The sequence below is a fragment of the Streptomyces sp. NPDC008150 genome, assembly GCF_042956945.1.
In the GTDB taxonomy this organism is placed as follows: domain Bacteria; phylum Actinomycetota; class Actinomycetes; order Streptomycetales; family Streptomycetaceae; genus Streptomyces.
This window is the reverse complement of sequence record NZ_JBIBHJ010000002.1, coordinates 611,490-625,302: the sequence shown is the minus strand read 5'-3', so window position 1 is coordinate 625,302 and position 13,813 is coordinate 611,490. Positions and strand designations below refer to the sequence as shown.

Sequence of the window (13,813 nt, the reverse complement as noted above, 5' to 3'; positions counted from 1 at the left end):
GCGGACCGCGTCATGGGTCGGCGAACAGCGACAGCTCCGCCCAGATGGTCTTGCCGTCCGCGGTGTGCCGGGTGCCCCAGCGCCGGGTGAGCTGCGCGACGAGCAGCAGCCCGCGCCCGCCCTCGTCGAACGTGCGCGCCCGGCGCAGGTGCGGCGCGGTGTGGCTGCTGTCCGACACCTCGCAGATCAGCGTCGTCGCGTCGTGGATCAGCCGCAGCCGGATCGGCCGCGCGCCGTACCGGATGGCGTTGGTGACCAGCTCGCTGACCACCAGCTCCGCGGTGAACACCGCGTCGCTCAGCTCCCACTCGTCGAGCCGGTCGACGACCTGCTTGCGCAGCGGTGCCACCAGCGCCGGGTCCGAGGGCACGTCCCAGGTCGCGACCTGCCCGGCCGGCAGCCCCTGGGTACGGGCGAGCAGCAGCGCCACGTCGTCGGCGGCACCGCCCTCCGGCAGCAGCGCGCGCAGGACGTCGTCGCACGTCGCGTCCAGCGACCCGTCGTACGTCGCGAGGACCTCGCGGAGCAGCCGGTGGCTCGCGTCCAGGTCCCGGTCGCGGTGTTCGACCAGGCCGTCGGTGAACAGGGCGAGGACGGTGCCCTCGGGCAGTTCCAGCTCCGCGGACTCGAACGGCAGGCCGCCCACCCCCAGCGGCGGCCCCGCGGGCAGCTTCACCGTGCGGGGCGGCCCGCCCGGCGTCAGCATCAGCGGCGGCGGATGGCCGGCCCGCGCCAGCGTGCAGATCCGCGACACCGGGTCGTACACGGCGTACAGACAGCTCGCCCCGACCTCTCCCGGGCTGCCGTCGCCGCCGGACTCGGCGGACAGCCGGACCACCAGGTCGTCGAGGTGGGTGAGCAGTTCGTCCGGGGCCAGGTCGATGTCGGCGAGGGTGCGCACGGCGGTCCGCAGCCGGCCCATGGTCGCGGAGGCGCTGACCCCGTGCCCGACGACGTCCCCGACGACCATCGCGACCCGCATCCCGGACAGCGGGATCACGTCGAACCAGTCCCCGCCCACCCCCGCCCGCGCCGCCGGCAGGTAGCGCGACGCGGCCTCCAGCGCGGCCGTGCGCGGCAGCGTCCGGGGCAGCAGGCTGCGCTGGAGGGTGAGCGCGGCCTCGCGCTCGCGGGAGAAGCGGCGGGCGTTGTCGATGCAGACCGCGGCGCGCGCCGTGACCTCCTCGGCGAGCAGCACGTCCTCCGCGGTGAACGGGTCGGGCCGCTGCACCCGGGTCAGCACCGCCACGCCGAGGGTCGTGCCGCGGGCCTGGATCGGCACCGACATCGTGCAGTGCACCCCGTGCTCGCGGACCCGCGCGGCGACCACCGGGTCCTCGGCGAACCACGGGTCCAGGTCGCCCGCGGCCACCGACGCCACGACCGTGGTCCCCGAGACCAGGGAGTCCGCCTGCGGGGAGGTCAGCGGGTAGACGTCCACGTCGCCGAGCTTGCTCGCCGACCCCGGGTCGTCGACCGGGCCGACCGACCGGTGGGCGATCCTGCGCAGGGCGACGGGCGCGACGACCTGCCGCTGCGGCTCGCCGCCGTACCGCTCGGTGTCCAGCAGGTCGACGCTCACGAAGTCCGCGAGCGTGGGCACGCAGACGTCCGCGAGCTCCTGCGCCGTACGGGTGACGTCGAGGGTGCTGCCGATGCGGACGCTCGCCTCGTTGACGAGGACCAGCCGTTCGCGCGCGAGCCGGCTCTCGGTGACGTCGTGGGCCGTCAGGCACACGCCGCGCACCACCCGGCCGTCGTGGTCGGTCACCGGGGCCATGCGCGCCAGCCACGCCTGCGCCCGCTGGTCGCCGCCGGTCCGCATGTGCACCGTGACGTCCTTCGGGCGCCCGGTGGCCACCACCTCGCGCATGCAGTCCTCCAGCTCCGCGCTGCGCGGGCCGCCGCCCACCTCGGACAGCCGCAGGCCGCGGATCCGGTCGCCCGGCAGCCCGAGCACGGCGGCCATCGCGTCGTTGACGCGGCGCAGCCGCAGCCGGTCGTCGTAGACGGCGGTGGCGCACGGTGACTGGACCAGGGCCCGCGCGGTCAGCGCGGCGTCGGTGGGGCGCACCTCGCCGCCGGCCGCCGGGGCCAGCAGCAGCCAGCCGCCGGGCCCGCCGTCCGCGGTGTCCGGCCGGCGGTGGGCGAGCACCCACACGGGCAGGGTGCGGCCGTCGCCGTGACGCAGGGAGAGCGTGCCGTACCAGCGCGGGGCGTCGCCGGGCAGGCACGGACCGTCGACGGGAGCGGCCAGGAGCCGGGCCCCCGGGGTGCCCACGACGTCCTCGGGGGAGTGGCCGAGCAACCGGTGGGCGCCCTCGTTCCAGCCGGTCACCACGCCGGCGCCGTCGAGAACGGCACGCGCCGTCGCCGCGTCGTCGGTCGGCCGCTCCGGACTCATCGTCGCCACTCCATCGCACACTCACAGTGATCAGTCGTCACTTGCGTTCCAGGGTAGTGCTTCACGCTCCGGCGTGGACCGGAACCCCGTCGTCCAGGTGCACCGGGAGGGGCGCGCCCCTCGCCCGCGCCCCCCGCGCTGGGACCCCGGGGGACGGCGGACGGTGGTGTTCGGGCGACAGGACCATGCTTACGGACCCCTTGACGGCCACGTGTGCCGCCCCGTCAGAATCTGTTCGGTCACGATCAGTTGTGAGTACTTCTGGGCCCTGATGAGGGAGAGCCGCCATGACGGTCACTCGCAGATCGCTCTTGATCGCCACCACCGCGGCGCCGACGGCGGGTGCGCTCCTCGGCGCGCCCGCGGCCGGGGCCGCGGAGACCGCGCGGACCGCGCGGCCGACGTCCGGCCGGCGCACCGTCGCACTGCGCGACGGCTGGCGCTTCGCGCTGGTCGACCCCGGTGGCATCACCGACCCGACCGGTGCGTACGCGGACGCCGCGCTGCCCGGTCACGACGACTCGGGGTGGCGCGAGGTCGCCGTCCCGCACGACTGGAGCATCGAACAGACCCCCACCACGCAGTACGGCACGACCAGCGGCACCGGGTTCCTCCCCGGCGGCCTCGGCTGGTACCGGAACACCTTCACCCTCCCCTCCACGGACCGGGGCAGGCGGGTGTTCGTGGAGTTCGACGGTGTCTACATGGACAGCGTCGTGTACTGCAACGGGACCGAGGTGGGCACCCACCCCTACGGCTACACCGGCTTCGCGTACGACCTGACCGACCTGGTGCACACCGACGGCAGGACCCCGAACGTCGTCGCCGTCCAGGTCCGCAACAAGCTCCCCAGCAGCCGCTGGTACTCCGGCAGCGGCATCTACCGCGACGCCCGCCTGGTGATCACCGGCCCGGTGCGCGTCGCCCGCTGGGGCACCCGCGTCACCACCCCCGAGGTCACCGCCGCCCGCGCCGCGGTCCGGGTGGCCACGACCGTCCTGAACGCGGCGGACACCCCCGCGACGGTCGAGGTGCGGTCCCGGATCGTCGCTCCCGACGGCAGCACCGTCGCCACCGCCGCCAGCACGGTCGGCGTCCCCGACGAGGCCACCATCACGCACGAACTCACCGTGCGCAGGCCGAAGTTGTGGGACTTCACCGCACCGCACCGCTACACCCTGGTGACCGAACTGCGGTCCGCGGGCGGCACGCTCGACACGGTCACCACGACGTTCGGCATCCGTACCTTCGCCTTCGACCCGGACGAGGGCTTCAGCCTCAACGGCGTCCCGGCCAAGATCAAGGGCGTCGACCTGCACCACGACCAGGGGGCCCTCGGGGCCGCCATCAGCACGGACGCCGTGCGCCGCCAGCTCACCATCATGAAGTCGATGGGCGTCAACGCGTTCCGCACCTCGCACAACCCGCCCTCGCCGCAGATCATCCAGGTCTGCGAGGAACTCGGCATCGTCATGATGGTCGAGGCGTTCGACTGCTGGCGCACCGGCAAGACCACGTACGACTACGGCCGCTTCTTCGACGAGTGGTGCGAGAGGGACGCCACCGAGATGGTGCTCGCCGCCCGCAACTCCCCGGCCGTGGTGCTCTGGTCCATCGGCAACGAGATCCCCGACTCCACCTCCGTCGCGGGCCTCGCCATGGCCGACCGCATCATCGCGGCGATCCGCGCCGCCGACGACACCCGCCCGCTCGTCATCGGCTCCGACAAGTACCGGAAGGTGCCCGCCAGGGGGAGCGCCGCCGACCTCATGCTCGGCAAGCTCGACGGGCTCGGCCTCAACTACAACACCGCGCAGTCCGTGGACAACCTGCACGCCGCGTACCCGCACCTGTTCCTGTTCGAGTCGGAGTCGTCGTCCGAGACCTCCAGCCGCGGCACCTACCAGGAGCCCGAGCACCTCAACACCGGTGAGAACCAGACCCCGGGGCGCCGGGCGACCTCCTCGTACGACAACAACCTCGCCTCCTGGACGATGAGCGGCGAGTACGGCCACAAGAAGGACCGCGACCGCAAGTGGTTCACGGGGCAGTTCCTGTGGTCCGGCATCGACTACATCGGCGAACCCACCCCGTACAGCGGCGTGTTCCCGGTCAAGGCGTCCTTCTTCGGCGCCGTGGACACGGCGGGCTTCCCGAAGGACATGTACCACCTGTTCCGCAGCCAGTGGGTGGCCGAGCCCATGGTGCACCTGCTGCCCGCCACCTGGAACCACGAGGCAGGCGACACCGTCGAGGTGTGGGCCTACGCCAACGTGGAGACCGTCGAGCTGTTCCTCAACGGCACGTCCCTGGGCGTGCGTTCGTTCGACACCAAGAAGACCGTCGACGGCCGCGTCTACCTGGAGACCACCGAGCCCACCGGCGACGACAGGACCGTCACCGCCGGGCCGTACCCCGGCAGCTACACCAGCCCCAACGGCAGCGCGGGCAAACTCCACCTGACCTGGCACGTGCCGTACGCGCCGGGCGAGTTGAAGGCGGTGGCACGGCGCGACGGGAAGACGGTCGCCACCGACGTGCTGCGCACCGCGGGCGCCGCGCACGCCGTGCGGCTCACCGCCGACCGCACGACCGTGGCGGCGGACGGCAGGTCGCTGGCCTTCGTGACCGCGGACGTCGTGGACGCCAGGGGCGTCGTCGTGCCGGACGCCGAACACCTCATCTCCTTCTCCGTGTCCGGCGGTTCGCTCGCCGGACTCGACAACGGCCGCCAGGAGAGCGCCGAGCGGTACCAGGCGTCCACCCGGACCGCCTTCCACGGCAAGGCGCTGGCGATCGTGCGCTCCGGCACGAGGGCGGGCACCCTCAAGGTCACCGCGCGGGTCCCCGGCCTCGGCACCGGCACCGTGTCCCTGCGCACCACCGCCGCGAGGTCCGTCGCCACCACCGCGCCCCAGCGGTTCGCGCCGGAGCCCGCACCGGTGCCCGACCTCCCGGCGGCGGACGCCAGTTACTCGGGCCGCGTCGACACCCTGCCCGCCGCGATGCTGGACGGCGACCCCGCCACCGGCTGGTCGAACGCCTTCTACAAGGCCGCGACCGCCCTGCTGCCCGCGTTCTCCGGGGCCCGCGCCTCGGACTGGGTGAGCGTCGACTTCGGGCGCGCCCGCACGGTCGGCCGGATCGAGGTGTCGTTCACCGTGGACGCCACGCACACCCTGCCCGCCGGCATCGCCGCCGAGGTCCGGGACGGCGGCCGGTGGGTGCCCGTGAAGGGGGCGGCCGTGGACCGCGCGGACGTCTCCGACGACCCGACCGTGCTCACCTTCGAGCCGGTGCGCGGCTCCGGGGTCAGGCTCGTCCTGACCAGCGCGCACCCCGGCGGGAGCGACGGGGCGGTGCGGATCAGCCGCCTCGACGTGCCTGCCGTCTGAGCGGCCCGCGCCCGCTGTCCGTGCGCCGGGCGCCGGGATGTCCGCCCGGCGCACGGGCCCGAGCCCGCCGTACGCCCCGGGGTACCGTCCGGTGTCCCGCTTGACCTGGGGGTATTTACGAGTAAGTACCCGAGCGGTACCGTGAAAACATGCCAGCCCTCAATGTGGAGTTCAGCGACCGTGAACTCGAGGATCTCCGGCAGATCGCCAAGGAGCGCGGTACGTCGATGAAGGCCCTCGTGCGTGAGGCCGCCGCCGCGGACATAGCCCGGCACCGCGCCCTCCAGGAAGGCGCGGAGGCCTTCCGCCGCTTCTTCTCGGCGCACGCCGACGAGTTCGCGGAGGCCTTCCCCGACGACGAACCGCCCGCGCACGGTGAGGGGCGGGCCGCCTGACCGATGGCTCCCGTCATCCACATCGACGTGCCCTGGCTGCTCCAGCGACATGAGGAAGTGCTGCCGGACCAGCCCACGGTCAACGACTTCTCCGCCCTCGTGGCCGCCGTCGCCCGGCACCGCGTGGACCCGCCGCGCCTCGGCGTGGACTCCGACCCCGCCTGGCGGGCCGCCGCCCTGCTGCACACCCTCGCCCTGCTCAAGCCGCTTCCGTCGGCCAACGCCCGCTTCGCGTGCGCCACCGCCGTCGCGTACATGTACGTCAGCGGCGCCGGCATCGACCCGCCCTACGGCGCTCTCGTCGACCTGGCCCGCGACCTGATCTCCGGCAAGGCCGACGTCTACGGCGCGGCGGACCGGCTCCGCTCCTGGCAGATCTGAGCCGGTCCCGCGCGCAGGGCGGCCCGCGGTGTCAGGACCCGGCCGCCACGAGGTCGCCGGGCCCCGGTGTCGCGGGCGTCGCGTGGCCCGACAGCGCGAGGGTCAGGTCGAACTCCGCGAGCAGGCAGCGGATCACGTGCTCCACCCCCGCCTGCCCGTCGAGCGCGAGCCCGTAGACGTACGGGCGTCCCAGCAGCACGGCGTCGGCGCCCAGCGCGAGCGCCCGGAAGACATCGTCCCCCGTGCGCACCCCGCTGTCGAACAGCACGGTCAGCCGGTCGCCCACCGCGCCCGCGACCCCCGGCAGCGCGTCCGCCGCCGCGACCGCCCCGGCCACCTGACGGCCACCGTGGTTGGACACCACGACGCCGTCCACTCCCGCGTCGGCGGCGAGCCGGGCGTCGTCCGGGTGCAGCACGCCCTTGAGCACGATCGGGCCGTCCCAGTTCTCCCGCAGGAAAGCCAGGTCCGGCCAGGTCTTGCCCGGGTCGGCGAACATGCTCACGAAATGCATCACCGCCGCGTTCGGGTCCTCGTGCGGCGGCTTCGCGAGACCCGCGCGAAACGCCGGGTCGGAGAAGTAGTTGGCGGTGCCCACCCCGTGCAGGAACGGCAGGTACGCCTGGTCCAGGTCGCGCGGGCGCCAGGCCAGGAGCGGGGTGTCCAGCGTGACCACCAGCACCGAGAAGCCGGACGCCTTCGCCCGCCCGAGGAAGCTCCGCGTCACCTCGCGGTCCTTCGCCCAGTAGAGCTGGAACCACCGTTCGGCGTCGCCCATCGCGGCCGCGACCTCTTCGAGCGGGGTGCTGGACGCCGACGACAGCACGTACGGCACGCCCTGCGCGGCTGCGGCACGGGCCGCCGCGCACTCCGCGTCCGGGTGCACGATCGACAGCACGCCGACCGGGGCCAGCGCCAGCGGGGCGGGCAGCGGCCGGCCCAGTACCTCGACCGACAGGTCCCGCGCCGACACGTCCCGCAGCATGCGCGGCACGATGCGGTGGCGGGCGAGCGCGTCCCGGTTCGCCCGCGCCGTACTGCCGTCGCCCGCGCTGCCCGCCACGTAGCCGACGGGGCCGGGGCCCAGCCGCCGTTCGGTCAGCTCCTCCAGGCGGGTCAGGTCGGTGGGCAGCCGCGGGACCGCGCCCGTCATCCCGTTCAGGTAGATCTCGTACTGGAAGTCCGCCCAGTGCTTCGCCATCCCCGCGTCCGCCTCTCACCGTCGGGATCTCGCCGTCGAGTCCGCGCCGCCCCCGACGATACTGACGGGTAGCCACGCGGTGGCACCGGGGGACGCACGAGGGGCCGCCGCCCGGACGAACCGGGCGGCGGCCCCTCGGCGAGGACCGGCGGTCACATGTGGACGACCGGCGCGGCACCCTCCTCCGCGGCGGCGGGCACCCCGCGCCGGTAGAGCACCAGGGCGATCACGGCACCGGCCGCGAAGAAGCCCGCCGACCACCAGAACGCGGTGGTGTAGCTCTCGATGGTGGCCTGCGCCCGCACCATCCTGTCGGCGGGGTTCTTGCCCACCAGGTAGTCGGTGGCGGCACTCGCGGCCAGGGTGTTCAGCAGCGCGGTACCGACCGAACCGCCCACCTGCTGCATGGCGTTGACCGTCGCCGAGGCGACACCCGCGTCCGCGGCGGACACCCCGCCGGTGGCGAGCTGCATGCCGGGCGGGATGACCATGCCGAGGCCGAGACCGATCACGATCAGCTGCGGCAGCACGTTGCCGAGGTAGTGCGAACCGACCCCGATCTGCGCCAGCCACGCCATGCCGACCGCCGCGATCGCGAAGCCGAGCGGGATGATCACCTTGGGGCCGATCCGGGGCACCAGGACCGTGGTGCTGAGCTGTGCCGCGACCATCAGCGCGCCGACCATCGGCAGGAACGCCACACCGGTCTTGGTCGGGCTGAAGCCGAGGTTCAGCTGGAGGTAGTAGGTGAGGAAGAGGAACACGCCGAACATGCCGGCGCCGGTGATCAGCACCGCGACGAACGAGGCCCCGCGGTTGCGGTCGAGCAGGATGCGCAGGGGCAGCAGCGGGTGCGCGGCCCGGGTCTGCCACCAGGCGAAGGCGGCCAGCAGCAGGACACCCGCGATCAGGTAGACCCAGGTGTCGGGCGAACTCCAGTGGTGCGTCTCGGCGTTGGAGAAGCCGAACACCACGCAGAACAGGCCAGCGGCCACGAGCAGCGTGCCGGGCACGTCGAGCTTGGAGTTCGCCGCGTCCCGGTGGTTGCCCAGCAGGATCCAGCCGCCCGCGAAGGCGACCACGGCGATGACGACGTTCACGTAGAGCGTCCAGCGCCAGTCCAGGGCGTCGGTCAGCAGACCGCCGAGGAGCAGGCCCACGGCGCCGCCCGCGCCGGCGATGGCGCCGTACACGCTGAAGGCCCGCGCGCGTTCACGGGCGTCGGTGAAGGTCGTGTTCAGCAGGGACAGGGCCGCCGGGGCGAGCAGGGCGCCGAAGACGCCCTGGAGGGCGCGCGCGACGACGAGCATCACGAAGCCCTGCGCCGCACCGCCGAACGCGGAGGCCGCCGCGAAGCCGGCCACGCCCACGAGGAAGGCGGTCTTGCGCCCGAAGAGGTCGGCGATGCGGCCGCCGAGAAGCAGCAGGGAGGCGAAGGCGAGGGCGTAGGCGGTGACGATCCACTGCCGGTTGCCGTCGGAGAAGCCGAGGTCCTGCTGCGCGGACGGCAGCGCGATGTTCACGACGGTCACGTCGAGAACCACCATCAGCTGCGCGATGCCGATGACCGCGAGGATCCACCACCGCTTCGGCGAGGGCGCTTGCGTCGCCTCGGCGGCGTCGACGGGGGCGCCTTGGGCCCCGGAGTTCTGGGACATGGTGCGAACACTCCAGCACTGTCGTTCGTGACGGTGAACAAAAGATTTTGGTACGGAGAGTCTGGCGCGGGTCCGGCTCCACTGCGTCGTGACGGAGATCCCGACAGGAAACTTAAACGAAACCGTTTCGTACACATAGAGGCTAGACCACCCTCCGCGGGACGGCAAAGCGGTCCGGGGGGCCGACCGGTGTGTCGCGCGCCACGTCGCGTCCCGCCGCGCGTGCCGCCGCGCTTCCGACACGCCCTTTCGGAACGGCAGTTGGGGGCCGGGACTGAACGCCCCGGCCGGCCCGTCCGTACCAACGGCCAGTCAGGCACCCCCCACCCGGCTGCCGTCCGGCGGCGCCGACCCCGGTTCCAGGAGGTCGAGAGGTCTTGAGTCACCAGCGTCACCAGCGAACATCGAAGCGCAAGGTCGCGGTCGCGGCGGGTGCCGCGGTCGCCCTCGGGGCGGCGGCGGTCCTGCTGCCGCACGCCAACGCCTCCCAGGACGACCCGGCGGACAACGCCCCCCGCACGCTGAGCACGTCGGCCGCCGCGGACCTCGCGGCCCGGCTGCCCGGTCTGCTCGGCGACTCCCTCGCCGGTGCCTACTACGACCCGGCCGGCAACCGGCTCGTCGTCAACGTCAGCGACGCCGGCGGGAGCGACGCGGACACGGACGCCGTCGAAGAGGCCGGGGCCGTCGTGCGCACGGTGCCCAACAGCGCCGCCGAACTGGCCGCCGCCGCGGCCACGTTGCGGGCGCGGGCGACCGTCCCGGGCACCGCCTGGTCCGTCGACCCGCGTACCGACAAGGTCCGGGTGACGGCCGACAGCTCCGTGACCGGCGACGCCTGGGAGCAGGTGAAGGGCACCGTCGACGCCCTCGGCGCCGGCACCGCGACGGTCACCAGGTCGCCCGGCACCCTTGCGCCGTTCGTGTCCGGCGGCGACGCGATCTTCGGCGGCCAGGTGCGCTGCTCCCTCGGCTTCAACGTCACCGCCGGCGACGGCGCCCCCGCCTTCCTCACCGCCGGGCACTGCGTCGCCGCCGACCGGTGGTCCGGCTCGGCGACCGGCGCCCCGGTCGCCACCGTCGACACCGCGACCTTCCCCGGCGCCGGGGACTTCTCCCTCGTGCGCTACGACGACCCGGCCACCGGGGCGCCGAGCGAGGTGAACGTCGGCGGCGGCCAGGTCGTGCCGATCGTCGCCGCGCAGGACGCCACGGTCGGCCTCCAGGTCTTCCGCATGGGCAGCACCAGCGGCCTGCACGACGGGACGGTCACCGGTCTGAACGCCACCGTGAACTACCCGGAGGGCACCGTCACCGGCCTGGTGCAGACCGACGTGTGCGCGGAGCCCGGCGACAGCGGCGGCCCCCTGTTCACCCGGGACGGCGGTGCGGTCGGACTCACCTCCGGCGGCAGCGGCGACTGCGCCACCGGCGGCGAGACCTTCTTCCAGCCCGTCACCACCGCCCTCGCCGCGACCGGTGCCACGCTCGGCGCGGGCACCGCGGGCGCCGACCCCACCGACGGCACGCCGACCGGCCCCGCCGCCGACCCGACGGCCGCGGACCCCGCCACCGCGAGCGCCCCGGCCGGGCACCGCCGGCACGGCCACCGGGGCGGCAGCTCCGCGTTCACCGCGACCGGGGGGCGCTGACCCCGTCCCGGACCGGGCACCGTTGGCGGCGCGCGCCGGTCCCGCCCCCGGCGGGCGGACCGGAGCCCGCGCGTCCGCATCATCTCCCGTACGGGCGTGGCGAGTTGAATGTTCCGATAAGCCCCCATTGCGGCCCGCCCGGCCGTGCGCCCGGCCGCACGGAACGGCCGCAGGGGCTGCGCGGGCGCCCGACAAGCGCTGTAATGACGGACGTGGCCGAAGAGGACGCCGGAGGGCGCGGCAGCCCGAGAAGGCCGCGAGCCGAACTCGCCCTCAAGACACTGAGCACCGAGCCCGACGCCCGCGACCGGCCCCGCCGCGTCCTGGAACTCGCCCTCGCCTACGGCGGTGCCGTCCTGGCCGCCGCCTACACGCCCACCGCCGACGGCGACCTGCTGTGCCTGGCCGGATCCGTCGGCGCGCCGCGCACCCTGTACGGGCTGCGCGACAGCTACCCCACCGGCGGCCGTTCGCCCGCGGCCGACGTCCTGCGCACCGGACAGGCGGTGTGGCTCGGCCCGGAGGACCTCACCGGCGGGCCCGAGTTCCGCCGCCTGCCCGGCGAGGACTTCTCCATGGCCGTGCTGCCGCTGCCCGGCACCGGCGGCTGCCTGGTCGCGGTCGGCGAACACGCCGGCGGCTTCGACCCCGACGACCGCACCTGCCTGTCCCTGGTCGCCGACGCCGCCGGGCGGCTGCTGTCGTCCGCCCCGCAGCACACCGGCGGCGCCGAGGAGGCGCCGCCCGGGGGACACCTGCCCTCCCACGCCTTCAGCCTCGCCATGGACACCGGCCGGGTCGAGGCGGGCGACGGGCTGCTCGACCTGTTCGGCCTCGCGCCCGCCGAGTTCGACGGCCGCATCGAGACCCTGCTCGCGCTCACCGTGCCCGACGACCTGCCCGCCCTGATGTCCGTCGTCGAGGCCGACCACATGTCCATCGGCGACCGCGAACTGGAGTTCCGCGTCCTCAGCCCCTCCGGACGCCCCCAGTGGCTGCGGCTGCGCGGCCGGCTGCGGCCCGCGGGGGAGGGCAGCCCCGTCCGGCTGACCGGCACCGTCGACGACGCCTCCGCGCTGCGGCCCGGCGTCACCGACGTCACCCGCGTGCAGCGCCTCGCCGCCGCCCTCGCCACCGCGGGCACGGTCCGCGACGTCGCCCGTGCCGTGGTCACCGCGCTGCGCGGACCGCTGGGCGCCGACCGGATCGCCTTCGCGGGACTGGAGAACGACCGGCTCGTCGTCGCCGCCCTCGACCCGCCGCACCCTCAGGCCTGGCCCATGGCCTGGCGGCTGGAGTGGCGCGCCGAGTGGCCCGACGCGCCGGTGCGCGCGCTGCCCGTCCTCGCCTCCGTGCTGCGCGAGGGCCGCGCCCGGATCTGGCCCGCCGGGACCGACCTCGACCCGGCCGTCGCCGAGGTCGGCCCCGGCGGCCTCGCCCTGCTGCCGCTGCCCGCCGACGGACGCACCGCCGGGGTCTGCCTCATCGGCTGGGACACCCCGCACGACGTCGGCCCCGACGAACGCGCCCTGCTCACCGCCTGCGCTGGCCTCGCCGGCCAGGCACTGGTGCGGGCCCGCGCGTTCGACGCCGAGCACGAACTCGTCGCCACCCTCCAGCGCACCCTGCTGCCCCGCCGCCTCGCCGAGCTCCCCGGCGCCGAGGCCGTCGCCCGGTACCTGCCGACCACCGCCGACCTCGAAGTGGGCGGCGACTGGTACGACGTGATCCCGCTGCCCGACCACCACGTCGCCCTCGTCATCGGCGACGTGCAGGGCCACAACGCCGGCGCCGCCACCCTCATGGGTCAGATGCGCACCGCCGTACGCGCGTACGCCACCGAGGGGCACCCGCCCGACGTTGTCGTCTCCCACGCCAACCGCCTGCTCATGGACATGGAGAGCGACCTCTTCGCCACCTGCTGCTACGTCGACCTCGACCTCGTCGACGGCACCGCCTGGTGCGTGCGCGCCGGGCACCTCGCGCCCGTGCTGCGCCACCCCGACGGACGCACCGAGATCGTCGAGATCGAGGGCGGCCCGCCGCTGGGCGTGACCGCGGGCGCCGAGTTCCCCATGAGCCCGGTCGGACTGCGGCCCGGCACCCTCCTCGCCCTGACCACCGACGGCCTCGTGGAGTCCCGCGACGCGGACATCGACGTCGGCCTCGCCCGCCTCGCCGAGGCCCTCGCCGGCTGCGACCCCGCCCGCCTGAACCCGGCCGCCGACACCCTGCTGAGCGACGCCCGCCGCGAGGACGACGTGGCGCTGCTCCTCGTGCGCTACGACGGCATGTCCGTGCGCCCGCTGCGCGAGAGCTGGACCGTGTGGCGGGTGCCCGAGGCGGTGCGCCACGCCCGCCGCTTCACCCGCCGCACCCTGCGCGCCTGGGACGTGCACGGGGTGGGCGACGCGGCCCTCCTCGTCGTCTCCGAACTCGTCACCAACGCCCTGGTGCACACCGACGGCCCGGTCCGCCTCGACCTCACGTACGTCGGCGGCCGGCTGCGGATCGCCGTCGCCGACAACTCGCCCCGCACACCGGCCAAACCGCGCAGCATCGGCTGGAGCGCCACCGGGGGCCGCGGCATCCTCCTGGTCGAGGCGGTGTCCGCGGCCTGGGGCGCCGTGCCGGTCAGCGGCGGCAAGCAGGTCTGGAGCGAGATCCTCCCGGAGCAGTGAGTCCCCGCCACACGGGTACGGCGGCGAGCCGCCCGGCAGGTCGGGC

General features: G+C 74.5%; 8 protein-coding genes. 5 read left to right on the top strand and 3 right to left on the bottom strand.

From position 1 onward, the window contains the following. Nucleotides 1-10 precede the first annotated feature (10 nt). Complete coding sequence (locus ACFZA0_RS08715; protein ID WP_391013307.1) at nt 11-2,404, bottom strand: SpoIIE family protein phosphatase; 2,394 nt, start codon at nt 2,402-2,404, stop codon at nt 11-13. A gap of 287 nt (nt 2,405-2,691) precedes the next feature. Here ACFZA0_RS08715 and ACFZA0_RS08710 point away from each other — a divergent pair, with 287 nt between their 5' ends. The 3 genes from ACFZA0_RS08710 to ACFZA0_RS08700 all read left to right on the top strand — a co-directional run bounded on the left by ACFZA0_RS08710 (nt 2,692) and on the right by ACFZA0_RS08700 (nt 6,575). Next, nucleotides 2,692-5,799: a glycoside hydrolase family 2 TIM barrel-domain containing protein gene (locus ACFZA0_RS08710; protein ID WP_391013305.1), complete on the top strand. Its 3,108-nt coding sequence runs from the start codon at nt 2,692-2,694 to the stop codon at nt 5,797-5,799. Between the two features lie 149 nt (nt 5,800-5,948). Beyond that, nucleotides 5,949-6,194 (top strand): hypothetical protein, encoded by a 246-nt coding sequence (locus ACFZA0_RS08705; RefSeq protein ID WP_391013303.1) that lies wholly within the window; start codon nt 5,949-5,951, stop codon nt 6,192-6,194. A 3-nt stretch (nt 6,195-6,197) separates the two neighbouring features. Further along, nucleotides 6,198-6,575 (top strand): toxin Doc, encoded by a 378-nt coding sequence (locus ACFZA0_RS08700; protein ID WP_391013302.1) that lies wholly within the window; start codon nt 6,198-6,200, stop codon nt 6,573-6,575. Nucleotides 6,576-6,606: 31 nt separating this feature from the next. Here the strand turns inward: ACFZA0_RS08700 and ACFZA0_RS08695 are convergent, their stop codons facing one another. Together ACFZA0_RS08695 and ACFZA0_RS08690 are read right to left on the bottom strand one after the other, a co-directional pair. Further along, nucleotides 6,607-7,776, bottom strand: coding sequence for an alpha-hydroxy-acid oxidizing protein (locus ACFZA0_RS08695; protein ID WP_391013300.1), 1,170 nt, complete (start codon nt 7,774-7,776; stop codon nt 6,607-6,609). A 152-nt stretch (nt 7,777-7,928) separates the two neighbouring features. Continuing rightward, nucleotides 7,929-9,434 (bottom strand): DHA2 family efflux MFS transporter permease subunit, encoded by a 1,506-nt coding sequence (locus ACFZA0_RS08690; RefSeq protein ID WP_391013299.1) that lies wholly within the window; start codon nt 9,432-9,434, stop codon nt 7,929-7,931. 377 nt (nt 9,435-9,811) lie between these two features. Between ACFZA0_RS08690 and ACFZA0_RS08685 the strand changes: the two genes are divergently transcribed. Together ACFZA0_RS08685 and ACFZA0_RS08680 are read left to right on the top strand one after the other, a co-directional pair. After that, nucleotides 9,812-11,086 (top strand): alpha-lytic protease prodomain-containing protein, encoded by a 1,275-nt coding sequence (locus ACFZA0_RS08685; protein WP_391013297.1) that lies wholly within the window; start codon nt 9,812-9,814, stop codon nt 11,084-11,086. 203 nt (nt 11,087-11,289) lie between these two features. Then, entirely contained in the window at nt 11,290-13,767 is a 2,478-nt protein-coding gene (locus tag ACFZA0_RS08680) for a SpoIIE family protein phosphatase (RefSeq protein ID WP_391013295.1), read from the top strand. Nucleotides 13,768-13,813 lie beyond the last annotated feature (46 nt).

Excerpts from the sequence above, each read along its gene's own strand:
- ACFZA0_RS08715 (WP_391013307.1), bottom strand. The coding sequence starts at position 2,404 with ATGAGTCCGGAGCGGCCGACCGACGACGCGGCGACGGCGCGTGCCGTT.
- ACFZA0_RS08710 (WP_391013305.1), top strand. The coding sequence starts at position 2,692 with ATGACGGTCACTCGCAGATCGCTCTTGATCGCCACCACCGCGGCGCCG.
- ACFZA0_RS08705 (WP_391013303.1), top strand. The coding sequence starts at position 5,949 with ATGCCAGCCCTCAATGTGGAGTTCAGCGACCGTGAACTCGAGGATCTC.
- ACFZA0_RS08700 (WP_391013302.1), top strand. The coding sequence starts at position 6,198 with ATGGCTCCCGTCATCCACATCGACGTGCCCTGGCTGCTCCAGCGACAT.
- ACFZA0_RS08695 (WP_391013300.1), bottom strand. The coding sequence starts at position 7,776 with ATGGCGAAGCACTGGGCGGACTTCCAGTACGAGATCTACCTGAACGGG.
- ACFZA0_RS08690 (WP_391013299.1), bottom strand. The coding sequence starts at position 9,434 with ATGTCCCAGAACTCCGGGGCCCAAGGCGCCCCCGTCGACGCCGCCGAG.
- ACFZA0_RS08680 (WP_391013295.1), top strand. The coding sequence starts at position 11,290 with ATGACGGACGTGGCCGAAGAGGACGCCGGAGGGCGCGGCAGCCCGAGA.